This window comes from Streptomyces viridifaciens (genome assembly GCF_001888885.2).
In the GTDB taxonomy this organism is placed as follows: domain Bacteria; phylum Actinomycetota; class Actinomycetes; order Streptomycetales; family Streptomycetaceae; genus Kitasatospora; species Kitasatospora aureofaciens.
In genome coordinates this window covers 5,647,995-5,674,112 of sequence record NZ_CP090841.1, presented here as the reverse complement: position 1 = coordinate 5,674,112, position 26,118 = coordinate 5,647,995, and the positions used below count along the sequence as shown (strand labels likewise).

Sequence of the window (26,118 nt, the reverse complement as noted above, 5' to 3'; positions counted from 1 at the left end):
AGTCAGCTGCCCCAGCGGGACGAACGGTAGAAGTGCTCCAGCCGGGTCCGGCCGAAGGTCTCGCGTTCGCGGAGGAGTTCGCCGGGGGTCGTGTACCGGGGTGCGTTCTTCGGGTCCTTCGCGGCCTGCGCGACGATCGCGTCGGTGAGTGAGCGGATCATGTCCAGCCGTGGATAGGCGGCGTGCACGGCGTCGGCCTGCTCGTCGGTGACGGCGTCGACGTGGTTGGCGCCCACTCGACCGCCGAAGTCGAGGGTGACGCCCTCGCGGACGAGCACGCACAGCGTGCCGCGGCGTTCCGCGATGCCCGAGGAGGTGTGCAGGGCGATGGCCTGCCAGACCTGGTCGGCGTCGGCTGCGGATACTCCGCGGTCGGTCAGGAACGAGGCGGCCCGGTCGGCGCCCTCGACCTCGAACCGCTGGCTGTGCGGGCCGTCCGACGCCAGGCCGAGGTCGTGCATCGCGCACGCGGCGAACAACAGGTCGTCCTGGTAGTCGTGGCCGGCGGCCAGGCCGAGCCGGCCGGCCACCAGCCGGGCGAACAGGTAGCTGCGGATGCTGTGGTTGAAGACGGACGGCGTTTCCACCGGCCGGATGAGGTTCACGACGGCGTCGGCAAGCGGTGTGCCGGGCAGCGTGATCAGGTCGGCGGTCGCCTCGTGGGTAGGTCCGGTCATGTCTTCAGCCTGGCCGCGACCCCTCTGACCTGGTGAGAGGCAAAATTTCCATACTTCGATAGAATCTTGCCATGGCAGTGCATCGAGTCGCGGTCCTGGCGCTGGACGGGGTCACCCCGCTCGACCTGGCGATCCCGGCCCAGATCTTCACCGCCCGGCCGGAGACCCCCTACGAGATGACCCTGTGCGCGCTGGACGCGAAGGTGGCCACCAGCGCGGGCTTCGCCCTGGTCGCCGACGGGGGCCTGGAGCAGGTGCGCGCCGCCGACACCGTGATCGTGCCGGGATTCGAACCGCTCCTCCCCTTGCCGGACGCCGTACTCGACGCGTTGGCCGAAGCCCGCGACGGGGGCAGGCGTGTGGTGTCGATCTGCACGGGCGCCTTCGCGCTGGCCGCGGCGGGCGTACTGGACGGGCTGCACGCCACGACCCACTGGAAGCACATCGACGAGTTCGAGCGGGGCTTCCCGACCGTCACGGTCGACCGCGACGTGCTCTACGTCGACGAGGGCGACGTGCTCACCTCGGCCGGAGTGTGCTGCGGCATCGACCTGTGCCTGCACATCGTGCGCCGCGACCTGGGCGCGGAGGTGGCCAACCAGCTCGCCCGCGGTCTGGTCGCCGCCCCGCATCGCGACGGTGGACAGGCCCAGTACGTGCCGGCCCCTGTCGCGGTGGCCGGTGAGGCGTCGCTCTCCAGTACCCGGGGATGGGCCCTGCAACGGCTCGGCGAGCCACTCACGCTGCGCGTGCTCGCCCGCCACGCGGGCCTCTCGCAGCGCACCTTCATGCGCCGGTTCACCGAGGAGACGGGCACGACCCCGTTGCAGTGGCTGCTCAACGCCCGGCTCGGAAGGGCACGGGAAATGCTGGAAACCACGGAGCTCTCGGTGGATCAGGTGGCGCGGGACTGCGGGCTGGGCACGGCAGCCAACCTGCGGCTGCACTTCCGGCGCGCACTGGACACCACCCCCACCGCCTACCGCCGCACCTTCGCACGCTCGACGTCGGACAGTCCGGCCCGTTGACCTGCGTGAGAGACCCTCAGTAGCCGCCCGGTGGTCTGGCCGGGCGGCGTGGGCGGGGTGAGGGGGTCAGGCCACCGGTTGGCGGTCGCGGGCCGGGGCGGCCGTGGTCGCGGTGACGTCGTCCGGGCGGTGGGGCATCCGCAGGACGGCGATCGCGCCGAGGCCGACGACGGCGATGGCGAGGATCAGGGGGGAGAGGAGGGCGAGGCCGATCAGGAGTCGCACGGGGTGTCGTCCTCGGTCTTGTCGTGGTCGTGGGAGCGGAGGAGGGAGAGGAGGTTGAGGACGGTGCTGGCCGGGGCGTTGCCGAAACGGACGAGGACGCGGCCGTCCACGACGCTGTCGGTGGCGGCGGAGGGCCAGAGGAGGCCGAACTTGCGGCCGCGCTCGGCGAGTTCGGCGAGCAGGTAGGCGACTTCGATCTCGGTGTAGGTGCGCATCAGCGGGTCGTCCGGTTCGATCGGACGGCTGCCGCGGTCGTCGGCGGCGGAGGCGGAGGCGGGGGCGGCGCTCACGCGGCGGCGTCCAGCTCGAACCAGACGGACTTGCCGGCCTTGCGGGGCTCCGTGCCGAAGCGGTGGGTGAGCGAGCGGACGAGGTGCAAGCCCCGGCCGGAGACGGCGTAGGGGTCGGGGTCGTCGCGCTGGGCGGGGAACAGCGGGTTCTGGTCGCTGACGGAGACGCGCAGGACGCTGCCGATGATGAGGACGACCACCAAGGGCGCCGCACTGCCGCCGTGGCGCCAGGCGTTGACGAAGAGTTCGAGGAGCGCGACCTCGGCGTCGGCGACCAGGTCGGGCTTCCACCCGGCGCGCGAGGTGGCCTCGCGCAACTCCTCGCGCGGGACCGACCAGTCAGGGGGGAGTTCGAGGGAGAACACGAAGGAACCTCCGTGGGAGTCGAGAGACGCCTCAGAGCGATTGATGGTCACTCAGGAGAGATCGCTCGAAGCGTGATCGTGATGCGAGCGCACAGCGAGACACCTGGCGATTGCCGTCTGTGTGCGGCTCGTCACAGTCAGCATGGGGCCAAGAGCTTGCTCTTGGCAACTCGTCTCAGAATTTTGGATATATCCAATTCGAACGCCAACCCCGGCCCCTAGAGTGGAAGTTGCCGGTGGCGAACGTGACCGCCGGGAAGGCAGACTGGTCGGCAAGGCTCAGGAAGGGCGGGGATGGCCGGAACAACGGGTCCAACGGTTCGACGGAGGCAACTCGGAGCCGAGCTGCGCCGCAGGAGAGAGGAAGCCGGCCTCTCGCACGAGGAAGTCGGCGAAGCCCTGAGCGGCATGAGTCAGCCGAAGCTGTCCCGCATCGAGAACGGCCGTGGTGCCATCAAGGTGGACGACGTCCGGCGACTCCTTGCGCTGTACAAATGCGAGGACAACGAGCTGGTCGCTGCCCTCGTGGAGTTGGCCAAACGAGGTTCTCAGCGCGGAACATGGTGGCAGAGCTACAGCGCTGACATCGGCGAGCCGCTCGGCAACCTCATCTCGCTGGAGTCAAGCGCTGCATCCATGCGGTCCTACGAGGGCTTCTTCATCCCCGGTCTTCTTCAGACGCCCGCCTACGCACGCGAGATCATCAAGAAACTCACTCTTCGCCCCGAAGTCAATGTCGAGGCGCTCGTCGACGTTCGCATGGCACGCCAGAGTGCCTTGACGAGGACAGAGCCGCTCACACTGTGGGCCGTGATCCACGAGGCAGCGATCCGGTCCGGAGTAGGCGGACCGAAGGTCATGGCGGAGCAACTTGCGAGGATCGCTGACCGCGCCAGTCAGCCCAACATCAATGTCCAGGTGATGCCCATCGGCGCGCCTGCTCACCATGGCATGGGCGGCGCCTTCTCCATCCTCGGATTTCCGCAACGGCAGGATCTCGATGTCGTCCTCGTAGAAGGAGCGTTGAACGACCTCTGGGTCGAGGATGCTGCGGCTGTGGCGCTCTACGCGGCGAAGTTCGACGCCATTCGAGCGGACGCTCTGGGCCTCGACGACTCCCTCGCCCTGATCATCGAACAGAGAGACAAGCTCACATGACGTCCATCCCGAATGCAGCCGCCGTCACCACGGTCTGGCAGAAGTCATCCCATAGCAACGAGTCGACCAACTGTGTCGAGTTCGCGATCAGCAGTGGTCCGGTCACACTCATTCGAGACAGCAAGAACCCTTCCGGTCCCGCTCTCGCCATCGACCGCGCGGCACACACTGCGTTCATCCAGGCCGTCGCCGCCGGGGAATTCGACTTCGGGCTCGTCTGAGTACCATTTCGCGGCGCCTCGCCCGATCCCGGGCGAGGCGCCGCCGTCCATCACTCCCCCTCGGGGACCTCCACGATCAGCAGGGTCCCCCGGCTGCCCGGCCGCACCGCGTGCCGAGCACCGGCCGGCACCTGGCACAGTTCACCGGCGCCGACCGTCAGCGCCTCCCCCTCCACGTCCAGTTCCAGGACGCCATCAGCAACGAACAGCACCTCGGCCGTCCCGTGCACCTCCTGCTCCAGTTCCCGGCCGTCCATCCGCAGCACCTTCACCGCCGTCGTCCCGACCCGTCCCAGCACCACCGAGCGCCAGGCGTCGGGCAGTTGGGCCGCACATTCCCTCAGGTCCACCAAGCTCATGGCCAGGGACGCTACCCGCGCCAGCCACCGAGTTGGTCGACCGTTTGGCAAAACCTGCCAGGATCACCAGGGTGAACGCTCGCGCGCTGTACGAGGCGCTACTCGACACCGAAGGCCCCTACGAGGACGTCATCGCCCCCTGGCTCGCCCAGGCCGCCACCGACGACTACCGGGCCCGTCTCCGCATCACCGCCACCCCTCACGACCGCTGGTGGGCCGACAACGGGGACCTCCTCGAAGAGCTCTACGCCCTCAGCCGCGTCAGCGACTTCCTCCTCCTCGACCCCCAGCTCCCGCCCTACCTCCTCCTCTTCACCGCCCTCGGCATGACCCCCTTCGACACCCTCTCCCCCTTCGACCCCTTCCTGCACGAGATCACCGAGGTCGAACAGGCCGACGACCCTGACACCCCCATCGAGATCCTCGGCGCCCGCTGGCCCGGCCTGATGCTCGGCGAGCTGCTGTTCAGCCGCGCCGGCGTCCGAGTCAGGGCCGGCGCCGCCCACGCCGAGCGCGGGGTGGCCGACCGCTGGCCGCTCTACTGGACCCACCGCCGCGCCCACCGCCCCACCCGCGACCTCTCCCAGGGCTGGGGCAGCAACTCCCAGTGGCGCACCGACTTCCGCCTCGACTACCGCACCCCCGACGGCGACCTGCTGAACGTCGCCGAGGACGCCCCGATCGACGGCCGCCCCGACCTCCACCCCGACGCTCCTCACAACCTCGGGCCCGACGAGCGCCTCCTCACCCCCGCCGAACGCCGCGAACTCCTCCGCCACCGCACCTTCCTGCGCACCCCCGCCGCCTCTTCCGACCCTGCCTGGGCCGCAGACCTCTTCCCCTTCGAGTGGCGCCTGCCCGCCGGCATTGAATAATGAGCTGGAGGCGCACTGGCGGCTACGACCTCAACGTGCTCGCCCACCGGCTCGGTATCAAGGACTCCGGTGAAGTCGACGACCGCCGGCCGTTTCTCGTCTACGTCATGGGGCCGGGAATCGGGGACGAGGAGCTGTCTTTGCTGGTCGACTGGGATCTACATCGGCGATAGGTGCGCTTCCATGGTCCGGCTCATCGGGTAGACGCGCTCTGCGGGCAGGAGTCGCTGCGCCTGGGCGGCGCGTCCGTTCCGGACGAGCGCTGCGGCCTTGTGGACCTGCGGGGTGAGGTCAGTGAGGCCGACGACCCATTCTTCGGCGAACGTGCGGATCAGGTGGCGACCGATTCCGACCTGGATGCTGTAGTGGTTCAGAGCCGCTCCACGCAGCGAGCGCTCGGGGTCCCACTGCAGGTGCACGGCAGCTTGAGCCACTGCCTTTGGATCCGCGGTCGTATGTACGGCCTGGGACAGGGCCTGCTCCCAGCCTTCCCGTGTCATCCGCACTGCGAGGACGCGCTCCTGCCCTGGCTTGCGGGCCCAGTTGCTGCGGTGCATCAGCCACAGGAACGAGGGCTTGATCCACGTCATTCGCTGGAACGAGAACGGGGTGACGAAGCGTCCCGCCCGCAGTGCGGCGTCGGCGATCGTGGATGAGTATGCCTGGTAGACAACGATGGTACGGGCATCGTAGTCGGCACGGATCTGATGCTGCGGCGTCATGCACCGCACGTTGCCATCCGCCGTACGGGTGCCGCCAACGGTTTCCCACCGCGTGCGGCCCCATTCCGACCGCCGCCGGAGAGCAGTTGTACGAGGAGGCGGAGCGGATCACCGCCACCGTGGGCACCGCCCTGGAGCGGGTGCGCGAGGCCGCGCGGGGCGAGCAGCGACTGGTGGTCGCCTTCTCCCCCGGCCTGCGCGTGTCGGAGGCGATCCGGGCGTTCACGGCCCGCCACCCCCACGTCACGGTCGACGTGCTGCCGCTGCGCTGGTGGGAGCAGGACGCGCCGCTGCGCGACGGCCGCGCCCACGTCGGCTACCTGCGGCGGCGCTTCGACGACGCCGGCCTGCGCACCGTCCCGATCGGCCGGGAGACCAAGGTCGCGTGCCTGCCCGTGACCCACCCGCTGGCCGCCCGCTCGAGCCTCACCACGGCCGACCTCGACGGCGAGCCGGTCCTCGACACCCGGGCCCGGCGGACCTACACCCTGGACGAGAAGTTCGAGCTCATCGCCGCCGGGCAGGGTGTCGCCCTCGTCCCGGTGAGCATCACGGGCTCCTACTCCCGCCCCGACCTGGTCTATCTCCCGGTCACCGACTTCCCACCCGTGGAAACCTGCCTCGCCGTCCCGGCGGGCGGCGACGGTCCGGGCCCCGTACGCGAGTTCCTCGACCTCGCCGTCCCCGCGCTGCGGCAGGCGGCTCAGTCCCGCACCGCGAGGTCCTGACTCCCCACCACCTTCAGTAGCCGCAGCGCGGAGTGCGAGGGGGTGCCGGGGGCGGCCGTGTAGAAGATCGTCCACTGGTCCCGGTGCGGGTCGTGGAGTGCCTCGCAGTCGAGGTCGAGTGGGCCGACCACCGGGTGCACGATGCGCTTGCTGGTCGAGCGGCGCACTTCGACGTCCTGACGGGCCCACAGGTCGCGGAACTCGGCGCTGCCCGCGAGCAGCCGGTCGACCAGGCGGCGCAGGTCGCTGTCGGCGGGGTAGCGGGCGGCGGCGGAGCGAAGGTCGGCGACCGCGCGGCGGGCGAAGTCGGCCTGCCCGGCGGGGTCGTGGAGGGCGCGGGCGTCCGGGTCGGTGAAGAAGCGCCAGATCAGGTTGCGCTCGCCGGGCGGCAGGGCGGAGAAGTCGCCGAGCAGGGCGGCTGCCATGGCGTTCCAGGCGAGGACGTCGCGGGCGGCGCTGCAGACCATGGCCGGGGTGTCGTCCAGCCGGTCGAGCAGGTGCAGGATGCCGGGCCTTACGTCGCGGGGCATGGCGCTCGGGGGCAGCGGCGGCTCGCCGACCAGGTGGTGCAGGTGGGCGGTCTCGTCCTCGGACAGCCGCAGGGCCCGGCTGATCGCCCCGATCATCTGCCGGGACGGGCGCGGGCCACGGCCCTGTTCGAGCCGGATGTAGTACTCCACCGACATCCCGGCGAGCTGAGCGACCTCCTGGCGGCGCAGGCCCGGGGTGCGGCGCCGGCCCCCGGCCGGCAGGCCGACGTCGGCGGGCTGGATGCGGGCGCGCCAGCGCCGCAGGAAGGCGGCCAGCTCCGCCCGGTCCACGTGTTCCACACCCCAAGTCTGGCCCTGCCGCCGCGCGCCGACCATGGGACCGCCGGTACCACCCTCGGCAGTGCTCTCCCGCGCTTCGTACGGCCCGGCCAAGGTGGTGCACATGAACGACAACCACGGCAACCACCGCATCGTCCTGATCACCGGCGCCAACAAGGGCATCGGCCTGGCCACCGCCGGCGAACTCGCCCGCGCCGGACACACCGTGCTGATCGGCGCCCGCGACCCCGAGCGCGGCGCCGCGGCCGCCACCGGGCTGGCCGAGCAGGGCCTGGACGCCCGCTCCGTCCGCCTGGACGTGACCGACCCGGCGACCATCGCCGCCGCGGCCGAACTGATCGCCGCCGAGTACGGCCGGCTGGACACCCTGGTCAACAACGCGGGCATCACCCGGGACTTCGGCACCACCCCGGAGACCCTGCCCCTCGACGACCTGCGCGAGACGTACGAGACCAACGTGTTCGGCGTCGTCGCCGTCACCAACGCCATGCTGCCGCTGCTGCGCAGGTCCCCGGCCGGCCTGATCGGCAACGTCTCCAGCGGCCTCGGCAGCTCCGCCGTCCTCACCGACCTCGACCACCCGGCCGGGGAGCACGCCATGCTGCTCGGCTACAACACCTCCAAGGCCGCGCTCAACGCCGTCACCCTGGTCTACGCCCGCAGTCTGCGGGACGCCGGCATCAAGGTCAGCTCGCTGGAGCCGGGCCACTGCGCGACCGACCTCAACCACCACTCCGGGCCGTCCAGCGTCGAGGAGGGCGGCCGCCGGATCGCCCGCCAGCTGGGCGAGGCGCTGGCGGGGCCGAGCGGCCAGTTCTTCCACCCGGAGGGCGGCAACTACCCCTGGTAGGCGGCGATGAGGCCGGGCAGCTCGCGCATGTCGTCGAACACGACCGTGCCCGGCCCGGCCAGCCGCTCCGCCGCCGTCACGCCGCCCGCGTAGCCGAGGGCGCGCATCCCGGCGGCGCGGGCGGCCTGCACGCCGGGCCCGCTGTCCTCGACCACCAGGCAGCGGGCCGGATCGACGCCCATGCGGCGGGCGGCGTGCAGGAAGAGGTCGGGCGCGGGCTTGCCGCGCCCGACCTCGGTGGCGCTGAAGATCCGGCCCTCGAACCGGCCGTACAGCCCGGTGCGGCCCAGGGTGTGGCGCATCTTCTCGTGCGTCCCGCTGGACGCCACACAGGTCGGCAGCGCCAACGTCTCCAACGCGTCCAGCGCCTCCGGCAGGCCGTCCACCGGAGTCAGCCCTGCGTCCACGGCCTCGGCGTGCAGTTCGCGGAAGCGCTTGTCGAACAGCGTCGCGGTCTCCTCGTCGAACCGCTCGGCGACCATCGCGTGGTTGGCCGCCTCGGACCGCCCGACGAACCGCTCGATCGCCTCGGCCTCGGTGAGCGGCCAGCCGAACTCCTCCCCCAGCTGCACCAGGACGCGCACGGCGATCACCTCGCTGTCCACCAGGACGCCGTCGCAGTCGAATATCACCAGTTCTATCGGCTCGATCATCCGATGAGCATAGGACGCCCCCGATCCGGTCAGGGCCCCGGCGGCGGGAAGTTCGCCGCCGACTGCGGAACGCTGTCCGGCAGGTGCAGGGAGTTGAACGAAGCCGGAGCAAACAGCAGGGCCCGGCGGCCGAAGCCGCCGGGCCCCTACCGATGTGGCGTCAGCTGGTCTGGATCGAGGCGTCGTCGATCACGAAGCTGGTCTGCAGCGAGGAGTCCTCGGTGCCGGTGAACTTCAGGGTGACGCTCTTGCCCGCGTAGGCGGACAGGTCGAAGGTGCGCTGCTGGTAGCCGGCCGCGGCGTCCGCGTTGGAGTAGGTCTTCAGCGTGGTGCCGTTCACCGAGACGGTCAGCTTGTCGTACGCCGTCGAGCCGGTCTCGGCGGTGTCGATGTGCAGCCAGAAGCTCAGCGTCGCCTTGCAGCCCGCCGGGACGGTGACCGTCTGGGACAGCGTGTCGGTGTGGCTGCTGCCGTAGCCGTCCAGGTAGGCCTTCCAGCTTCCGCCGTGGGCCGCCTCCGAGGAGCTGTTGTCGACCACGCCGCTCGAAGCCGTCCACGGCGCCGCCGAGCCCGTCTCGAAGCCCGGGTTGCCGAGCAGCTGGGCCGGGGTGCAGGAGCCGCCGCCGCTGCCGGCGACCGTCCAGCCGAAGCTGGTGGTGGCCGACTTGCCGGCCGCGTCGGTGACGGTGACGGTGACGGTGGAGCTGCCGGCGGTGGAGACGGTGCCGGAGATCAGGCCGGTCGAGGAGTTGATCGACAGCCCGGCGGGCAGGCCGGTCGCGCGGTAGGACAGCGGGGCGGTGCCGCCGGAGGCGTTGATCTGGAGGCTCACCGCACCGCCGACCGCGGTGGACTGGTCACCGGGGCTGGCCACCGACACGGCGGCGCCGGCCGGCTTGGTGAGCAGGCAGCCGGGCACGGTGAGGTCGATGGCGCGGCTGGAGTTCAGGCAGGTGGTGAACCAGTAGGTCTCCTCGCCGTAGCTCTGGCCCTTGGTGGCCGTGGTGGACCCGTCGGCGGCGACCTCACAGGGGTTGTTGAGGGTGCACATCTCACCGTCGTCGTTGCCGGTGTTGTTGATGCCGACGATCCGCCCGCTCGCGGAGTCGATGATCGGCGAACCGGACGTGCCGTGCGTGGTGTTGCAGCCGGAGCTGTAGCGCAGCGAGTCGTGCCAGGTCCACTGGTCCTCGCGCAGGGTGGGCACGAACCCGTTGACGGAGCAGTTCCAGACCTGCTTCCAGTACGAGGACGGGATGTACATCGAGGCGCCGTCGGTGGGGTGGGCGTCGTTGACGGTCAGCGCGGTGGCGCCGTACTTGGAACTGATCGAGCCGTAGGTGTCGGTGAGTTCGTAGAGCGCGACGTCGGTACCGGTCATCGTCGCGTAGATCACCTTGTCGGCCTGGACGGTGCCGAGGCTGTTGCCGGCACCGTCCAGCAGGGTGCCGCTGCGGCTGGCGCTGACGTTCTGGATGACCTGGCCGTACGGGGGCATGGTGGGCAGGCAGTGCCCGTTGGTGAGCATCATGGCCCGGTCGCCGGCCACCGAGGCCGGGAACCGGACCAGCGAGGCCGAGCAGTCGTCCAGGGCGATGGTGGACGTCAGGTCGGCCGCCTGGGCGGCGTGCGCGGGGACGGCGGCTAAGGCCAGCCCGCCCGCGACGACGGCGCTCGTACCGGCCACCGCGACAAGTCTCTTGAACATGGCTCTCCTTGTGGGGGATCGCGGGGTGCCCGGCTGGTCGCCGAGGCCCGCGCGCACGAAAGTGCCATGGTCACTTCAAGTGGTCAACAGTTCCCGCACAACTCGCCACTGCACAGGATGGGTTGTGCCACCAAATGGCAACGACCCGTCCTGGTATGCCCGTTACGGGCAGCTGCGGTGAACGCTACGGCTGCGGGAAGGAGTTCGGATCCACGTCGTTGGTCTTGGCGTTGCCGTCGGCCACCGGCTGCAGGGTGATCTCCCAGGAGGTCGAGGTGCTGCCGGTCTCGTACGGGAAGATGTCCTCGAACTTGGTGAAGGCGCAGTTCTGCGTGAAGGCCTTGGTCGCGGAGTCCCAGTCCGCACCCTCGGAGACATAGACGTCATACGTCCCGTCCTCCACGCCCTCGACGCTGGCCTTCTGTCCCTTGGCCACGAACACCGAGTGCACCGCCTTGCCGTTCAGCACGAGCGAGACGACCGCGTCCACCTTGCCGCCGTTGTCCACCTTGAACACCCCCTCGCCGCGCAGCTTGCCCTTGCTGACCATCGTGCCGTTGTCCAGCGAACGGGATTGCTGCTTGGGCAGCGGCGGGACGCTGAGGCTCGCCGAGTAGCCGACCGCCGACAGTTTGGTGAGGAGTGTCGAGACCGACGCCAGCCCCTGCGAGTCACCGAGTTTCGCCTCGGCCGAGCTCAGGGCGCAGACGTCCCTCGCCTTGATCGCGCCACGGACGTTCGCAACATCTTCCTGGAGCACGCTCAACACGTTCGCCAGGTCATGCCTGTCCTCCGCGGCCGCAGCCGGGGCGTCCGCCACGTTCAGAGCCCTGGAAGCCTCGTGCGCGGCGGTGTCGAGGGTGCTGAGCACGCCATCGAACTCGCCCAGGCTCTTGACCCCTGAGATCTGGGCGAGCGCGGCATTGACCGGATCGATGTTCTTGCTGAGCACCGGACCGAACGGCGTCGCGCCGGCCGTCGGCGTCGCACTCGGCGCGGCCGTACCGCCCCCGCCCGAGCACGCCGCGAGCAGCAGCGCCGCGCCGACGGCCATAACGGACCTGCCCGTGGACCCCGAGAACTTCACAACCCCACCCCGATGACACCGTGCGCACACGCCGTGCACATGCGGGCGACATCGTGCCGATCATGAACCGCCCCGGTCAAGCGGTTTCGAACGACCACCCCCAGGGGCCGTCCCGAGCCGTCCACCAGGGTCCTCTACGATCGGGCACGTGCTCAGTCTCACCGGCCTCCCCCTCCAGATCATCGCCTCGGTCTTCGCGATCGTCGTCTTCGCCGCCACCATGTGGCTCTGGCCGAAGTTCGGCGGGAAGGGCTGGAAGTCCTGGCTGGGCCGGATCGGCGCCTTCCTGGCCACCCAGCTCTCGGTGCTGGCCGCCATGGGCCTGATCGCCAACAGCTACTTCGGCTTCTACAGCTCCTGGACCGACCTGCTCGGCACCAGCGGCGGGCTCGGCACCGTCGTCGACCACCAGCCGAACGCCTCCGGGGTGTCCGTCACCGGTGAGCAGAAGTTCTACTCGGCCCAGGGTTCGGAGCCGGACCGCTCCGGGCTGATCCAGAAGGTCGACGTCAAAGGAGCCGGCAGCGGCCTGAGCACCGAGGCGTACGTCTACCTCCCGCCGCAGTACTTCCAGCCGGGCTTCGCCAAGCAGCGCTTCCCGATGGCCGTGGTGCTCACCGGCTACCCGGGCACCCCGGAGAAGCTGATCTCGCTGATGCAGTACCCGGCGTCCACCCTCGACGCCATCGAGCAGAAGAAGCTGCCGCCGACCATTCTGGTGATGACCCGGCCCACGCTGGTCGGCGACCGGGACACCGAGTGCGTCGACGTGCCGAACGGCCCCCAGGTCGAGACCTTCTTCACCAGCGACCTGCCCAAGGCCCTCGCCACCACCTACCGGATCGGCACCGACCCGGCCAACCGGGCCGTGATCGGCAACTCCACCGGCGGCTACTGCGCGCTCAAGTTCGCGCTGCGCAAGCCCGACTCCTACCCGGCGGCGGTCGCCCTCTCCGGCTACTACAGCGCGGCCCACGACCCGACCACCGGCGACCTGTTCGGCGGCAACGACAAGCTCAAGCAGGAGAACGACCTGCTGTGGCGGCTGAAGAACCAGCCCGCCGCCCCCGTCTCGCTGCTGCTGACCACCGCCTACGACGAGAACAACTACGACGAGACCAAGGCCATGGTCGCCGCCTTCAAGGCCCCCACCAAGATGTCGACCATCACCCTGGACACCGCCGGCCACAACTTCCACACCTGGACCCGGGAGATCCCCCCGGCCCTGGAGTGGCTGGGCAAGCACCTCACCATGCCGGCCGCCACGGCCTGAACCGGGAAGCCGGCTCGAAGCCCGGATGAGCACTCCCTGAACGCCCTGAGTGCCCGGCCGCACGGGTGAAACGGGACAGATCACACCCGGCTCACAGCCTCGTCTCACGGTTCTCTCAGCCTCGCCACGCACGGTATGGCGCATGACCACGAGCAGCTACTCCCCTCCGGCCGGCGATCCGTGGCCCGAGGCCGCGAACTATCCGCCGCCGGAGGTGCCGCAGCCGGGCGCCGGTCGGCCGGGTCCGGCGCCGCTCTTCCCCGAGCAGCCCCTGCCGCCCATCGGCCCCAAGGGCCCCGCCTCCTGGTCCGGACGGCTGCGCACCCTCCCGGCCCGCGCCTGGCGCGGCCGCGCGGACGACCCGCGCTGGGTGCGCCCCGCCCTGCTGGCGCTGATGGCCGCGACCGTCGTCCTCTACCTGTGGGGCCTCGGCGCCTCCGGCTGGGCCAACGCCTTCTACTCGGCCGCGGTCCAGGCCGGCAGCCAGAGCTGGAAGGCCTTCTTCTTCGGCTCCTCCGACGCCGGCAACTTCATCACCGTCGACAAGCCGCCGGCGTCGCTGTGGCCGATGGCGCTGTCGGTGCGGATCTTCGGCCTCTCCTCGTGGTCGATCCTGGCCCCGCAGGCACTGATGGGCTCGGCCACCGTCGGCGTGCTGTACGCCACGGTGCGCCGCCGCTTCTCCCCGCTCGGCGGCCTGCTGGCGGGCGCCGCGCTGGCGCTCACCCCCGTCGCGACGCTGATGTTCCGCTTCAACAACCCGGACGCCATGCTGGTGCTGCTGCTCACCCTGGCCGCGTACGGGATGGTGCGGGCGGTCGAGACGGCGAGCACCCGGTGGCTGCTGTTCACCGGGGTGATGTTCGGCTTCGCCTTCCTCACCAAGACCCTCGCGGCGTTCCTGATCCTGCCCGCCTTCGCGGTGATCTACCTGGTCGTGGCGCCGACCGGCTTCTGGCGGCGGCTGCGGCAGACCCTGCTCTCGGGCCTGGCCCTGGTGCTGTCCGCCGGCTGGTGGGTGGCGATCGTCCAGCTGCTGCCCGCCTCGGACCGCCCCTACGTCGGCGGCTCGCAGGACGACAGCTTCCTGTCGCTGACCTTCGGCTACAACGGCCTCGGCCGCGTCGACGGCAACGAGCGCGGGAGCGTGGGCGGCGGCGGCCACCTCCCGGCAGGGCTCGACCTGCCGGCCGGCGCGATGCACAACCGGGGCTGGGGACAGACCGGCATCACCCGGCTGTTCGGCAGCGACATCGGCGGGCAGATCGCCTGGCTGATGCCGGCCGCGCTGATCCTGCTGGTGGTCGGCCTGTGGGCGACCCGCCGTTACGGCCGTCCGGACACCGCCCGCGCGGCGTTCCTGGTCTGGGGCGGCTGGCTGGTCTCCACCGCACTGATCTTCAGCTTCATGTCCGGGATCTTCCACCAGTACTACACGGTGGCGCTGGCGCCGGCCGTCGCGGCCCTGGTCGGCATGGGCGTGGACGGCCTGTGGCGGGCGCGGCACCGGCTGCCGTACGCGCTGCTGCTGGCGGGCGTGCTCGCGGTCACGGCGGTGTGGGCGTTCGTCCTGCTCGGCCGCAGCGCCGACTTCCTGCCCTGGCTGCGCTGGGCGGTGCTGGTCGGCGGACTGGCGGCGGCGGTCGGGCTGGTCGCCGGGCAGCACCTCGGCGGCGTCTCCGGACGGACCGGCGCGCGGATCGCCTCGGTGGCGGGCCTGGTGGGCGTGGCGGCGGCGCTCGGCGGTCCGGCCGCTTACGCGGTGGACACCGTGGGCACCGCGCACAACGGCTCGATCATCACCGCCGGGCCGTCCGTGAAGGGCGCGTTCGGGCCGGGGTCGTTCGGCCGCAAGGGCGGCAAGGGCGCGATGGGCAACGGCCGGATGTTCGGTCAGGGCGGCCAGGGTGGTCAGGGCGGCCAGGGTGGTCAGAACGGCCAGGGCGGCTGGGGCGGTTTCCCGGGCGGCCAGGGTGGTCAGAACGGCCAGGGCGGCTTCCCCGGCGGCTCCGGCCGGGGCGCCGGAGGCGGCACCGCCCCCGGCGGCCACCACGAGCGCGGTGCCGGCGGCAACGGCGGTGCCACGGGCTTCCCGGGCGGCTTCCCCGGCGGCCAGGACCCCGAGAGTGCCGGCAACTTCGGTGGCCCCGGCGGCCCCGGCGGCCCCGGCGGCCCCGGCGGCGGCATGGGCGGCCTGCTCGGCGGCACCAAGGTCAGCGACGAGGCCGCGGCGCTGCTCTCGCAGGACGCCGGCCACTACACCTGGGCAGCCGCCACCACCGGTTCGCAGAACGCCGCGAGCTACCAACTCGCCACCGGCAAGCCGGTCATGGCCCTCGGCGGCTTCAACGGCACGGACCCCTCGCTCAGCCTGGAGGGCTTCCAGAAGTACGTCCAGCAGGGCAAGGTGCACTGGTTCATCGCCGGTGGCTCGCACCGCGGCTTCGGCGGCGGCGCGGGCGGTGAGGGCGGCGAAGGAGGTCAGCAGACCGAGGCCGCCCAGATCGAGGCCTGGGTGACCGGCCACTTCACCGCCAGGACGGTCGGCGGGGCCACCTTCTACGACCTCACGGCCCCGAAGTCCTGACCGACCGACCTCCCGAGCCGGGAGCCGGGCCCCGGGAACCCTGACCCGGGGCCCGAACTCCCCAGGGGGCGTGCCGCGTTCGCGCGGCGCGCCCCCTCTTCGCGTTCCCCGGCTCAGTCCGAGGCGCAGCGCGTCCCGGCGGCCGGCAGCACCCCGTCCACCAGGAAGGCGGCGACGGCGTCGCGCACGCACCCGCTGCGGTCCCAGGACATGTGCCCGTCGCCCTCGCGGGTGAGCAGCACGCCGTGCTGCAGCCCGGCCGCCATCCGCTGCGCCCACGCGTAGGGGGTGACCGGGTCCTCCGTCCCGCCGATGACCAGGATCGGCGCGCTGCCGGCCGCCGTCACGGTGTGGGGCCGCTCGGTGGAGCGGTACGGCCAGCGGCGGCAGTCGGGGTCGAGCAGGGTGACCCGGGTGTCGTGCCGGCTGGTGAGCGGGGCCCGGGCGGCGAGGTCGGCGAGGGCGGCGCGCAGGTCCGCGTCGGTGGGGGCGAGCGGGGCGTCGGCGCAGTGGATGGCCGCGTAGGCGTCCGCGGCGGTGTCGTAGTGGCCGCCCTCGTCGCGGCCGGTGGTTCCGTCGGCGAGCTCGAGCAGTTCGTCGGCCTCGCCCTGGGCGAGGGCCGGGTCGAGGGCGGCGCGCAGCCGGGGCCAGTTGCGGTGGCCGTCGGCGAGGGCGTCGAGGACACCGGTCCAGGCGAGGGCGGCGGTGAGGGTGCGGCCGTCGTGGGCGGGCAGCGGGTGGTCCTTGAGGCCGTCGAGGAAGCCGGCGAGGCGCTGGGCGGCGGCGGCCGGGTCGCTGCCGAGCGGGCAGGTGTCCCCGTCGGCGGCGCAGCCGGCGGCGTAGGCGCGGAAGGCGGCCTCGGTGGCGACGGCCTGTTCGCCGTTGAGGTGCATCAGGTCGGTGCTGCGTTCGACGGCGCCGTCGAGGACGAGCCGGCCGGTGCGGTCGGGGAACTCCTCGGCGTAGAGGGCGCCGAGGTAGGTGCCGTAGGAGAGGCCGAAGAAGTCGAGTTCGCGTTCGCCGAGGGCGCCGCGCAGCACGTCCATGTCGCGGGCGGTGTCGCGGGTGCCGAGGTGGGGGAGCAGGTCGGCGTACTTGGCCCGGCAGGCGTCGGCGAGGACCTGGCCGTGGTCGTAGGCCGGGTCGTCGGTGCTGGTCCACTGGTCGCGGGTGCGGTCGTCCAGGCAGTGGACGGGCAGGGTGCCGCCCGCCGCGCGCGGGTCGAAGCCGATCAGGTCGAAGTGGTCGCGCAGCGGGCCCTGGTTGCCCTTCCAGCGCCGGGCCAGGGTGACGCCGGAGATGCCGGGGCCGCCGGGGTTGAGCAGCAGGGCGCCGGTGCGGTGGCCGGGGTCGGCGGCGGGCACCCGGGCGACGGGGACGTCGGTGGTGCGGCCGCCGGGGTCGGCGTAGTCCAGCGGGACCTTCAGGGTGGCGCACTGCAGGTCGGGTTCGTCCTGGTCCGCGGGGTCCGCGACGGCGTCGCAGGGGGTCCAGTCGAGCCGCTGGTCGTAGAAGGCCCGCAGGGCCGGGGAGGTGTCGGCGGAGACCCGCTCGGCGAGTGGTGGGCGACTCGCCGGCGCGCCCGCCTCGCGTGCGCCGCCGGGGCCGGAGCAGCCGACGGGCAGGGCGAGGAGGAGGGCGGCGAGGGCGGGCAGGGCGCGCCGCGGGAGGCGGGGGGTCATCGGGGACACCGCCCACGAATACCACCCCCGCCAGGTCGCCGACGAACCCCGTTCCCCGACGTGCCGGTTGCCTCAGCCGCCGATCGCCGACATCGGCCGCTCGGGCCGGACGAAGTCGGCGCTGCCGATGGCGTGGCCGGGCCCCTTGCCGGCCACCGAGGCCCGCCAGGCCTCCTCGATCCGCCCGTCGTCCGCGCCGCCGCGCAGCAGCGCGCGCAGGTCCGACTCCTCGGTGGCGAACAGGCAGTTGCGCAGCTGCCCGTCGGCGGTCAGCCGGACCCGGTCGCAGCCGCCGCAGAACGGGCGGGTGACGGAGGCGATGACCCCGATCACCGTGTCCGTCCCGGCGATCCGCCACTCCTCCGCCGGGGCGTTGCCGCTGCGCCCGACCGGGACGAGCTCGAAGCGCTCGCCGAGGCGGGCCAGGACCTCGTCGGCCGTCACCATCGCGGCCCGGTCCCAACTCCCCTGCGCGTCAAGCGGCATGGACTCGATGAAGCGCATCCGGTAGCCGTGCTCGACGGCGAAGGACGCCAGCTCCGCGATCTCGTCCTCGTTGACCCCGCGCACCGGCACGGCGTTGACCTTCACCGGGTCCAGTCCGGCCGCCTTCGCCGCCGCCAGTCCGGCGAACACGTCGCCGATCCGGTCCCGCCGGGTGAGCGCCGCGAACCGGTCCGCGCGCAGCGTGTCCAGGCTGACGTTGACCCGATCCAGCCCCGCTTCCCGGAGTTCGACGGCGGTACGCGCCAGGCCGATCCCGTTGGTGGTGAGCGAAAGCTCCACGCCCAGCGCCGCCAGCCGTGCGACCAGCCCGGGCAGTCCCCGGCGCAGCAGCGGCTCCCCGCCGGTCAGCCGCACCGAGCGCACCCCCAGCCGCTGCACCGCGATCCGCACCAGCCGCACCACCTCGTCGTCGCCGAGCACTTCCGCCCGGGGCAGCCAGTCCAGCCCCTCCGCCGGCATGCAGTAGGTGCAGCGCAGGTTGCAGCGGTCGGTCAGCGAGACCCGCAGATCGGTGTGGACCCGTCCGAAGCGGTCCACCAGCGGGTGCGGTGCGGTGTTCATCGCCCCAGTACAGGGGCAAGCGCGCCGCCGGACCAGCGGCCGAACCGCCGGGGAACGCCGCCGCGCCGCGTCTTCGTCCTGTGGATTCGTACAAGCCGCGAACCGCTGCGCGGGCGCCCCCGGAACGGGCAGGCTGGGCGCATGCAGAGCACACCGCCCGCCGCCGTACCGGCCCTCGTCCTCGCCGCCGGGGGCGGACGCCGGCTCGGCGGACGGCCCAAGGCGCTGGTCCGGTACGCGGGCCGGCCGCTGGTGGAGCACGCGGTGGCCACCGTACGGGCCGGCGGCTGCCCGGACGTCACGGTGGTGCTGGGCGCGGAGCGCGACCGGGTCCGCTCCACCGCGCACCTGCCGGGCTGCCGGCTGGTGGCCAACCCGGACTGGGCCCAGGGCATGGGCTCCTCTCTGCGGGCCGGGCTGGCCGCGCTGGCGCCGGACGCCGCCGCGGTGCTGGTGATGCTGGTCGACACCCCGGGCGTCACCCCGGCCGCGGTGGCCCGGCTGCTGGCCGCGCACCGGGCCGGCGCCGACCTGGCCGCGGCGGCGTACGGCGGGCGGCGCGGGCACCCGGTGCTGATCGGCGCGCGGCACTTCGCCGAGGCGGCCGAGGGTGCCGCCGGCGACGCCGGGGCCCGCGCCCTGCTGGCGGCGCACGCCGCGGAGCTCGTCCTGGTCGAGTGCGCGGACGTCGCCGTCCCGGACGACCTCGACACCCCCGCCGACCTGGCCCGCTGGTCGGCCCGCTGATCTCCTCCGCACGCCGACGGCGCCTCCTCCCTGCGAAGGGTGCGGCCGAGCGGCCTGCCCTGATCTGTCCCTGAGGATTGCGCCATTCCGCGCCCAGCGCCGGAGGTTTCGGGGAGCATGGGAGGCACCCACCCACCCGACCCCGACGGACGGAGCCCGCGATGGCAGGACTGCCCGACGACTTCACCGGACACGACCCCGCGCGGCCAGGGCCCGGGGCGGGCGGTGCCGCCCGGGCGATCCGCTGCCCCGCCTGCCGCCGCGAGCACCTGTACGAACCGCCGTCGCTGCCCTGCCCGTGCGGCGCCTCGCTGAAGGTGCCGCTGCTGCGCGGCGGGGTGCCGGTGCAGGTGCGGTTCCGCTCCTGGGAGGACTCCTGGCTGAGCATGCGCTGCCCGCACTGCGGCCGCTCCGACCAGTGGCCGCAGCCCGAGTTCACCTGCAACTGCGGTGCCACCGTCCGACTCCCGGTGGACCGCACCACCCGGCTGGGCAGCGGCACGGCCGGCCCGCTCGCCGCCCCCGGCCCGCAGGCCTCCCGCCCGTACCCGGCGCACCCGGTGAACACCCCGGCGCCCGCCCCGCCCGCCGTCCCCGGCGGCTCGGCCGGCCGCTCCCGCCCGTTCCGCCACCGCGCCCCGTTCCGCCCCCACCCGGTGCGCACCTCGCAGGACGCGGTGTTCACCGCCGCCCGCTACCTGGAGTGGCTCGGCTTCGACGACCTGGAGCTGACCGAGGCCCAGGAGCGCGACGGGGTCACCCTGCTGGGCAGCCGGATGGTCGCCCAGGTCGACACCTGGACCGAGCCCGCCGACGTGAAGTCCGTCGAGTGCCTGTGGCTGCAGACCCTGCACGCCGAGGAGATGGCCGCTGCCATGTTCACCCTGGCCGGCTACTCCCACCAGGCCACCGTGCGCGGCGAACAACTGCTGGTCGCCCTGTTCAGCCTGGACCTGGCCGGCGTGCCGCAGCCCGCCAACGGCGCCGCCGAGGCCCTGATGGAGACCGGCTGGACCTCCTGACCCGACCGCCGAGACCTCCTGCCCCGACCGCCTACCCCTCTAGATCATTTCCCCGGCAAAAGCAACAACCTCCGCTCGTGATCTGGTGCACAAGCTCGCCCCCGTGTTGAATTGCCGCCACAGCGCGGGCCTTTCGCCCTGCCGTCGCCATGCGCACGGTCGTGGCGGCAGGGCCCCAGGGGCAGGTCCGTGCCCTGCTGGATGGCGCACACAAGGAGGTGGCGTTGTCGGAGCACGGATGGAGCCCGAACGGCCCGGACGGACGGGGGCGGGCGGCAGCGGAGGAACCGGGCGACACCGTGTGGCGGCTGCGGTCCCGGGGGTGCTGGCAGGAGGCCGCCGAACTGCTGCGACCGGCCGCCGAACACGACCCGGCCGCGGCCCTCGCACGGGCCGAACTCCTCATCGAACAGTGCCTGTTCACCGCCTCGCAGTGGCCCCAGGCGGAACAGGCGTTACGACTGGCCGAGGCCCTGGCGGAGGGCACCGAGCAGCGGGCGGCCGCCGCCTGCGCCCGTGGCTTCCTCGCCTACCTGGCCAGCGTGCTCGGCCCGCGCGACCGGCTGGACGAGGCGCAGGCCGCACTCGGCCGCACCTCGGCCCTGCTGCCGCCGGACGCCCCGGGCCGCCCGCTGCTGGACTTCCGGCGCGGACTGGTCGCCGAGAACCTGCTGCGCGACCGCGGCGCCGCCTGGATCGCCTACCGCCGGGCGCACGAGGGCGCCGGCGAGCGCGGGGACGAACTGCTGCGCTCCTACACCTGGCGGCACCTCGCCGCACTGGCGCTCTCCCGGGGGGAGCGCGGCAACGCCCGGGAGGGCTTCGACGCCTCCCTGCGGCTGCGCGAGCAACTCGGCTTCACGGTGGGGGTGGCGCCGGCGCTCGCGGCGCTCGCCGAGGTGTCCGAGCCCACCGAGGCCGTGCGGCTGCGCGCCGAGGCCGCCCGTCTGGTGCACGCCCTGGGCGGGGTGCCGGTCTGGCTGGCACGCCAGTTGTCCAGCACGCCCCCGGGCGGTGTCCGTACGCCGGGGTCTCCCCCGGACGGTGTCCCCACGCCGGGGCCTCCCCCGGACGGGCGCATCACCGGCGAGACCCGAGGGGCAATCAGCTAAGGTGAGCCTAACCTGCCTGGGGTGAGCAGCGCCCCGGGCAGGTCGCCTTGCTGTCCCCCGGGCACCGCCGTGCCCCGGTCCGGCCGGGCCCGGCGCCTCGCGGCCGGGCGGCCACCGGCCGGACCACCGGCGCCCCGGTCGACCCGATGGGGCCCGCCATGACCGCGAGCAGCACCCGGCCCGGCCCCGCGCCGTGCGCCCCCCGCACCACCGAGGCGCACACCCCGGCCCACGCGCCGGACACCCCGACCCCCTGCGCGCCCTCGTACCACCGGCTGACCGCGCTCACCCCGATCCTGGACGTGCGCTGCGCCCCACCCCGCCGGGGCGGCGGCTGGCTGCCCGTCGCCGACCTCACCGCCGACCCGGGAGCCGTGCGCGAGCTGGTCGCCCACGACGCCCGGCAGGGCCTCGCCCGCTACGGGCGGCCGCTGCGCCCCGACGTGGCGGCCGGCTTCGGGCTGCACCGCCTGGTCTGGCCGGTCTCGCTGCTGTTCACCGTGCCGTGGTTCCTGGAGCGGCGCGTCCCGCTGCTCGGCCCCGACGACGTCTCGCTGCGCCGCGGCCCCGCCTCCGCGGAGCTGACGGTGCGCCCGGAGGCCTTCGTCTGCCTGCCGGACGACCCGGCGGCCGGCTCGCCCGGGGCCCGTACGGCGCCGGACGAGAACGCGCTGGCGGCCCGACTGCGGTGCTCGCTCGGCGAGTTCCTCGCCCCGGTGCTGACCGCCTTCCGGCCGGAGGTGCGGCGCGGGCCGCGGGTGCTGTGGGCGATGGCCACCGACGCGGTGGTCGAGGGGCTCTGGTACGCGGGCGGGCTGCTCGGGGAACGGGAGCGGGCGCGTGCCGAACTGTCCGCGCTGCTGGTGCCCGGGGAGCGGTCGGCGTGCGCGCCCGGCGCGGGCCCGACCCCCGCTCCCGCCCCGGCCCCCTTCACCCCCGGCGCCGGTTTCGCGCCCCCGGCGCCCGGCCGCACCGGCGCTTCGGGCACCGACCGGTCCCGGGCCAGCTGTTGCCTCGTCTACACCGTGGAACCCGGGGAGATGTGCGGCGGCTGCCCCCGCGTCACGCGGCGTTGACGAAAGTCCGTACGATTCAGGATTCGAAAAGCCCGCAATTCCGGGAACCTCCCACGTCGAATTCATATGACCATGCGATTGGCGACGGGTCAGAAATCCCTCTCCCCAGCGCATTGACGGCGAATCCGCCTTTCGCCCGTCGGGCATCCGTCATGATGGTCCCCGCCGCGCCGCTGGAGCGCAGTGGGCGGCGCAGGAACGCGACGCGCGACGCAGAAAGCGAGGCTGGTTCCGGCGATGAAATTGTCCGACATACCGCTCGGCTGGGCCGTCACCGGGGTAGTGGGGCTGCTGGTCAGCGCACTCCTGGTGGCCCTGGCCCGAAGCCGGGGATCCGCCGCCGGCGGGGATTCCTGGGAGCGTTCCGAGGAACGGCGCCGCAACAAGGAATCCCTGTACGGCGCCGCCTCCTACACGCTGCTGTTCTGCTGCGCCGGGGTCGCGGCCGCGCTCTCCTTCCACGGACTGGTCGGCTTCGGCGTGCAGAACCTCGGCCTCTCCGGCGGCTGGGAGTACCTCGTCCCGTTCGGGCTCGACGGCGCCGCGATGTTCTGCTCGGTGCTCGCCGTCCGCGAGGCCAGCCACGGCGACGCGGCACTCGGATCCCGGCTGCTGGTCTGGCTCTTCGCCGGCGCCTCCGCCTGGTTCAACTGGGTGCACGCCCCTCGCGGCTTCGGCCACGCCGGCGCCCCGCAGTTCTTCTCCGGCATGTCGCTGTCCGCCGCCGTCCTGTTCGACCGGGCGCTCAAGCAGACCCGCCGGGCCGCACTGCGCGAACAGGGCCTGGTGCCCCGCCCACTGCCGCAGATCCGCATCGTCCGCTGGCTGCGCGCCCCGCGCGAGACCTACGCGGCCTGGTCGCTGATGCTCCTGGAGGGCGTGCGCAGCCTGGACGAGGCGGTGGACGAGGTCCGCGACGAGAAGCGGGAGCGCGCACTGGAGAAGGAGCGCCGCAAGCTGGCCGGCCGCCGGGAGCGGGCCGAGATCCGGGCGATCAACCGCGGCAGCAGCCACTGGCGCGGACGCGGCGGTGCCGCACGGCAGTTGGAGCCGGCCGGCTCGGAGCCCGCGATAGCCGGCGGGCCCGGGGCGGAACTGCCGGCGGGCGCGCGGGAGGTCGGGGCGCCGGCCGCTGCCGAGCCGGGTGCGCGCGAGGTCGAGGCGGCCGAGGGCACCGTCGTCCAGCCCGGGCTGCCGGCCCGTCCGGAGCGGCGCACCATCGACCTCACCGTCGACGAGGACACCGTCACGCTGCCCCGGCTGGACTCGCTGGAGCGCAAACTGAAGGACCTGGAGCAGCAGTTCGGCTGATCCGTTCCGGGCCGGCCCCGGCCCGGAACGGTCAGGCCGCGCTCGCCCCGCTGAGCTCGAACCACATCCGCTTGCCGGACCCGCGCGGCTCCACGCCCCAGGCGTCCGCCAGCGCCTCGACCAGCATCAGCCCGCGCCCGGAGGAGGCCTGCTCCCCCGGCGTCCGGCGGGTCGGCCACAGGTCCGACTCGTCCTCCACCTCGACCCGCAGCCGGGCCCGGCCGCCGTCCGAGGCCGGCTCCCGGTAGAGCCGGGCGGTGAACATGGCGTCCCGGTCGGTGTGCCGGATCGCGTTGGTGACCAGCTCGGAGGAGAGCAGTTCGGCGGTGTCGATGAACTCGGCGACGCCCCAGCGGCGCAGCGCGTCACGCAGTTCGGCGCGGACCTCGGCGACCCGCGCCAGGTCGGCCTGGCCGATCCGGCGGCGCAGCTGCTGGGCGGCGAGCCCGCCCGCCGGGCCGTCCCAGCGCAGGAGCAGCAGCGCTATGTCGTCCTCACGCTCGTTGGAGTCGGCGGCCTGGGAGGCGATCCGGTCGGCCAGCTCCTCCAGCGGGTCGCGGGCCGCCTCGTCGGCGACCGGCAGCGGGCGGGCCAGGGTGCCGGTCAGCCGGCCGATGCCCTCGTCCAGGTCCATGCCGCGTGCCTCGACCAGGCCGTCGGTGCACAGCACCACCGTCTCGCCCGGGTCCAGGCTGAACCGGGTGACCCGGTACTCCTGGTCCGGGTCGATGCCCAGCGGCAGCCCGCCGGCCACCGGCACCACGGCGGCGGTGCCGTCGGCACGGCGCACCACCGGGTCGAGGTGACCGGCCCGCACCGCGTAGACCACGCCGTAGTCCACGTTGACCTCGGCGTAGGTGCAGGTCGCGAAGTGGTCGGTGTCCAGGTCGGCCAGGAAGCGGGAGGCCCGGGCCATCACCGCGGCCGGCGGGTGGCCCTCGGCGGCGTAGGCGCGCAGCGCGATCCGCAGCTGGCCCATGATCCCGGCGGCGTGCACGTCGTGGCCCTGGACGTCGCCGATCACCAGGCCGACGTGCCCACCGGGCAGCGGCACCACGTCGTACCAGTCTCCGCCGATCTGCAGCCCGGAGCCGGCCGCGAGGTAGCGCACCGCGGTGGTCACGCCGGAGATGGACGGGACGGTGCGCGGCAGCATCACCCGTTGCAGGCCGGCCGCCAGCTCGTGCTCGGCGTCGTGCAGCCGGGCCCGGGCCAGTGACTGGGCGACCAGTCCGCCCAGGGTGGACAGCAGGGTGCGCTCGTCCGCGTCCAGTTCGCGCTCGTCGTCGAAGCTGACCACGCACACGCCGATCGCCCGGCCGCTGGCCACCAGCGGCAGGTACGCCCAGGAGCCGCGGCCGGTGCTGCTGGTCTGCTCCCAGACGTCGGGGTGGCGGTCGCGGAAGTCCTCGCGGCTGGAGATGAAGACCGGGGCGCGGTTCCTGAGCGCCTCGGCGGCCGGGTGGCCGGCGGGCAGCACGGCGCGGTCCCAGACGGCGAGCGCCTGGGAGCGGTAACCGGAGGCGCCGAGGATCCGGGCCCGTCCGGCCTCGAAGGCGGCGAGCACCAGGCCGTCCGGCGGCAGTCCGGGCAGCGGCAGCTCGGTGAACACCCGGGCCACGTCACGGACGGTGACCGCTTCGGAAAGGGCGCGCGCGGCCTCCTTGATGAACCGGGAACGCTCCTCGCGCAGCTGGGCGAGCCGGTCGGCCCGGTCACGCTTGTGCAGCTCGACGGTGGCGTCCCAGACGAAGCCCACCATCCGGGAGGCGCGGCCGAAGGCGTCCGCGAGCACCCGGCCCCGGAAGCGCACCGCGCGCATCGTCCCGTTCGGCCCGACGGTGCGGTAGTAGGCGCCGCACTGGCCCAGTTCGGCGACCGCGCGCTCGACCCGGCGGCGCACCACGGGCGCGTCCTCGGGGTGCAGCAGGGACAGGAAGGAGGCGGCGGTGCGGTCGAAGCGGTCCCGCTCGACGGAGTCCAGGCCGAGGATCGTGCAGGCCCGCTGGTCGCCCTCCAGGACGTCGCGGCGGATGTCCCAGTCGAAGGAGCCGATGCCGTTGGCGGCCATCGCGGGCTCCAGCCAGTCCGGCATGGAGTCGCCGGAGGAGGGCGGCAGTCCGCCGGACAGCACGGGCGCCAGTCGCCCGGAGGCGAGCGCGGGGGGCGTGCGCACGGAGTTACGGCGGGTGGCCTGGGCGGGCGGCCGGACGGCTGGCGGCGGCTGCACGGCGGGCGCGCCGGGAGGAAGGGACGGCCCCTGCGACTCGGGCTCAGTGGGCATGCTGCTCCTGCCGCTGCCGTGGCGGACCGCGCCGACCGTCCGGACGGGCCGCGTGGCGGTGTGATGGGTCGTGCTGGATCGGACGGTGCCGACGGACGGTGGTCAGTCGAGGTTCGGTCTCCCCGCTGCTTCCCGCACGTGGACACACATTCCCACCATCCTGGCCAATGTTCGGCCGAG

The 26,118-nt window shown here is 73.1% G+C and carries 25 protein-coding genes and 2 pseudogenes; 13 read left to right on the top strand and 14 right to left on the bottom strand.

What is annotated here, in order from left to right:
* Positions 1-2: 2 nt before the first annotated feature.
* A complete protein-coding gene (locus BOQ63_RS32625; protein ID WP_030281601.1) occupies positions 3-677 on the bottom strand; it encodes an HD domain-containing protein in 675 nt (224 codons plus the stop codon).
* 71 nt (positions 678-748) lie between these two features.
* Between BOQ63_RS32625 and BOQ63_RS32620 the strand changes: the two genes are divergently transcribed.
* Positions 749-1,705 carry a GlxA family transcriptional regulator gene (locus BOQ63_RS32620; RefSeq protein WP_072655424.1) on the top strand — a complete coding sequence of 319 codons (957 nt, stop codon included), beginning with the start codon at positions 749-751 and terminating at the stop codon, positions 1,703-1,705.
* Positions 1,706-1,771: 66 nt separating this feature from the next.
* On the opposite strand, the gene BOQ63_RS32615 is transcribed toward BOQ63_RS32620, so the two are convergent.
* The 3 genes from BOQ63_RS32615 to BOQ63_RS32605 are packed head-to-tail and all read right to left on the bottom strand — an operon-like array spanning position 1,772 to position 2,585.
* Positions 1,772-1,930, bottom strand: a complete 159-nt coding sequence (locus BOQ63_RS32615) for a hypothetical protein (RefSeq protein ID WP_167395804.1) — start codon at positions 1,928-1,930, stop codon at positions 1,772-1,774.
* Positions 1,918-2,220, bottom strand: coding sequence for a hypothetical protein (locus BOQ63_RS32610; RefSeq protein WP_072655423.1), 303 nt, complete (start codon positions 2,218-2,220; stop codon positions 1,918-1,920). The genes BOQ63_RS32615 and BOQ63_RS32610 overlap by 13 nt, the downstream gene beginning before the upstream one ends.
* Positions 2,217-2,585: an ATP-binding protein gene (locus BOQ63_RS32605; protein ID WP_046386637.1), complete on the bottom strand. Its 369-nt coding sequence runs from the start codon at positions 2,583-2,585 to the stop codon at positions 2,217-2,219. Before BOQ63_RS32605 ends, BOQ63_RS32610 begins: the two co-directional genes overlap by 4 nt.
* Positions 2,586-2,879: 294 nt before the next feature.
* Between BOQ63_RS32605 and BOQ63_RS32600 the strand changes: the two genes are divergently transcribed.
* Both BOQ63_RS32600 and BOQ63_RS32595 read left to right on the top strand, forming a co-directional pair.
* On the top strand, positions 2,880-3,743 hold the full coding sequence (locus BOQ63_RS32600) for a helix-turn-helix domain-containing protein (protein WP_030281610.1): 864 nt from the start codon (positions 2,880-2,882) through the stop codon (positions 3,741-3,743).
* A complete protein-coding gene (locus tag BOQ63_RS32595; RefSeq protein WP_072655420.1) occupies positions 3,740-3,964 on the top strand; it encodes a DUF397 domain-containing protein in 225 nt (74 codons plus the stop codon). Before BOQ63_RS32600 ends, BOQ63_RS32595 begins: the two co-directional genes overlap by 4 nt.
* Before the next feature lie 50 nt (positions 3,965-4,014).
* On the opposite strand, the gene BOQ63_RS32590 is transcribed toward BOQ63_RS32595, so the two are convergent.
* Positions 4,015-4,323, bottom strand: coding sequence for a cupin domain-containing protein (locus BOQ63_RS32590; RefSeq protein WP_030551082.1), 309 nt, complete (start codon positions 4,321-4,323; stop codon positions 4,015-4,017).
* Between the two features lie 71 nt (positions 4,324-4,394).
* Here BOQ63_RS32590 and BOQ63_RS32585 point away from each other — a divergent pair, with 71 nt between their 5' ends.
* Positions 4,395-5,198, top strand: coding sequence for a hypothetical protein (locus BOQ63_RS32585; RefSeq protein WP_072655418.1), 804 nt, complete (start codon positions 4,395-4,397; stop codon positions 5,196-5,198).
* A 158-nt stretch (positions 5,199-5,356) separates the two neighbouring features.
* Here BOQ63_RS32585 and BOQ63_RS32580 read toward each other — a convergent pair whose 3' ends face one another.
* Positions 5,357-5,920: a DUF4291 domain-containing protein gene (locus BOQ63_RS32580; RefSeq protein ID WP_030281935.1), complete on the bottom strand. Its 564-nt coding sequence runs from the start codon at positions 5,918-5,920 to the stop codon at positions 5,357-5,359.
* An 86-nt stretch (positions 5,921-6,006) separates the two neighbouring features.
* On the opposite strand from BOQ63_RS32580, the gene BOQ63_RS32575 reads away from it, so the two are divergent.
* Positions 6,007-6,648, top strand: coding sequence for a LysR family substrate-binding domain-containing protein (locus BOQ63_RS32575; protein WP_223886100.1), 642 nt, complete (start codon positions 6,007-6,009; stop codon positions 6,646-6,648).
* Here the strand turns inward: BOQ63_RS32575 and BOQ63_RS32570 are convergent.
* Positions 6,624-7,478 carry a helix-turn-helix transcriptional regulator gene (locus tag BOQ63_RS32570; protein ID WP_442354873.1) on the bottom strand — a complete coding sequence of 285 codons (855 nt, stop codon included), beginning with the start codon at positions 7,476-7,478 and terminating at the stop codon, positions 6,624-6,626. The genes BOQ63_RS32575 and BOQ63_RS32570 overlap by 25 nt on opposite strands.
* 103 nt (positions 7,479-7,581) lie before the next feature.
* Here BOQ63_RS32570 and BOQ63_RS32565 point away from each other — a divergent pair, with 103 nt between their 5' ends.
* Entirely contained in the window at positions 7,582-8,328 is a 747-nt protein-coding gene (locus BOQ63_RS32565) for an SDR family NAD(P)-dependent oxidoreductase (protein WP_030281623.1), read from the top strand.
* Here the strand turns inward: BOQ63_RS32565 and BOQ63_RS32560 are convergent.
* The 4 genes and pseudogenes from BOQ63_RS32560 to BOQ63_RS32545 form a co-directional block, all read right to left on the bottom strand.
* Positions 8,316-8,981, bottom strand: a complete 666-nt coding sequence (locus tag BOQ63_RS32560; RefSeq protein ID WP_030281625.1) for an HAD family hydrolase — start codon at positions 8,979-8,981, stop codon at positions 8,316-8,318. The genes BOQ63_RS32565 and BOQ63_RS32560 overlap by 13 nt on opposite strands.
* A gap of 160 nt (positions 8,982-9,141) precedes the next feature.
* Positions 9,142-9,870, bottom strand: a pseudogene (locus BOQ63_RS32555) (Ig domain-containing protein); the annotation flags it as partial.
* Between the two features lie 201 nt (positions 9,871-10,071).
* Positions 10,072-10,512: pseudogene (locus tag BOQ63_RS32550) on the bottom strand (trypsin-like peptidase domain-containing protein); the annotation flags it as partial.
* A gap of 361 nt (positions 10,513-10,873) precedes the next feature.
* Positions 10,874-11,743, bottom strand: coding sequence for a hypothetical protein (locus tag BOQ63_RS32545; RefSeq protein WP_072655415.1), 870 nt, complete (start codon positions 11,741-11,743; stop codon positions 10,874-10,876).
* Positions 11,744-11,924: 181 nt separating this feature from the next.
* On the opposite strand from BOQ63_RS32545, the gene BOQ63_RS32540 reads away from it, so the two are divergent.
* Both BOQ63_RS32540 and BOQ63_RS32535 read left to right on the top strand, forming a co-directional pair.
* On the top strand, positions 11,925-13,049 hold the full coding sequence (locus tag BOQ63_RS32540; protein WP_072655413.1) for an alpha/beta hydrolase: 1,125 nt from the start codon (positions 11,925-11,927) through the stop codon (positions 13,047-13,049).
* A 142-nt stretch (positions 13,050-13,191) separates the two neighbouring features.
* The gene (locus tag BOQ63_RS32535) at positions 13,192-15,636 is read left to right on the top strand and encodes a glycosyltransferase family 39 protein (RefSeq protein WP_150476201.1); all 2,445 of its coding nucleotides are present in this window, start codon (positions 13,192-13,194) and stop codon (positions 15,634-15,636) included.
* A gap of 113 nt (positions 15,637-15,749) precedes the next feature.
* On the opposite strand, the gene BOQ63_RS32530 is transcribed toward BOQ63_RS32535, so the two are convergent.
* Together BOQ63_RS32530 and moaA are read right to left on the bottom strand one after the other, a co-directional pair.
* Positions 15,750-17,318 carry an alpha/beta hydrolase gene (locus BOQ63_RS32530; RefSeq protein ID WP_150476200.1) on the bottom strand — a complete coding sequence of 523 codons (1,569 nt, stop codon included), beginning with the start codon at positions 17,316-17,318 and terminating at the stop codon, positions 15,750-15,752.
* Positions 17,319-17,390: 72 nt separating this feature from the next.
* Entirely contained in the window at positions 17,391-18,386 is a 996-nt protein-coding gene (gene moaA, locus BOQ63_RS32525; RefSeq protein WP_030281639.1) for a GTP 3',8-cyclase MoaA, read from the bottom strand.
* A 141-nt stretch (positions 18,387-18,527) separates the two neighbouring features.
* Here moaA and BOQ63_RS32520 point away from each other — a divergent pair, with 141 nt between their 5' ends.
* The 5 genes from BOQ63_RS32520 to BOQ63_RS32500 all read left to right on the top strand — a co-directional run bounded on the left by BOQ63_RS32520 (position 18,528) and on the right by BOQ63_RS32500 (position 23,654).
* Positions 18,528-19,133: a nucleotidyltransferase family protein gene (locus BOQ63_RS32520; protein WP_030551106.1), complete on the top strand. Its 606-nt coding sequence runs from the start codon at positions 18,528-18,530 to the stop codon at positions 19,131-19,133.
* Positions 19,134-19,294: 161 nt separating this feature from the next.
* Complete coding sequence (locus BOQ63_RS32515) at positions 19,295-20,155, top strand: hypothetical protein (protein ID WP_223886099.1); 861 nt, start codon at positions 19,295-19,297, stop codon at positions 20,153-20,155.
* A gap of 224 nt (positions 20,156-20,379) precedes the next feature.
* Complete coding sequence (locus BOQ63_RS32510) at positions 20,380-21,267, top strand: hypothetical protein (RefSeq protein ID WP_223886098.1); 888 nt, start codon at positions 20,380-20,382, stop codon at positions 21,265-21,267.
* Between the two features lie 158 nt (positions 21,268-21,425).
* Complete coding sequence (locus BOQ63_RS32505; RefSeq protein ID WP_078867216.1) at positions 21,426-22,343, top strand: (2Fe-2S)-binding protein; 918 nt, start codon at positions 21,426-21,428, stop codon at positions 22,341-22,343.
* Between the two features lie 237 nt (positions 22,344-22,580).
* The gene (locus tag BOQ63_RS32500; RefSeq protein WP_072655406.1) at positions 22,581-23,654 is read left to right on the top strand and encodes a DUF2637 domain-containing protein; all 1,074 of its coding nucleotides are present in this window, start codon (positions 22,581-22,583) and stop codon (positions 23,652-23,654) included.
* Between the two features lie 31 nt (positions 23,655-23,685).
* Here the strand turns inward: BOQ63_RS32500 and BOQ63_RS32495 are convergent, their stop codons facing one another.
* Positions 23,686-25,938: a SpoIIE family protein phosphatase gene (locus tag BOQ63_RS32495; RefSeq protein ID WP_078867202.1), complete on the bottom strand. Its 2,253-nt coding sequence runs from the start codon at positions 25,936-25,938 to the stop codon at positions 23,686-23,688.
* Positions 25,939-26,118: the final 180 nt, after the last annotated feature.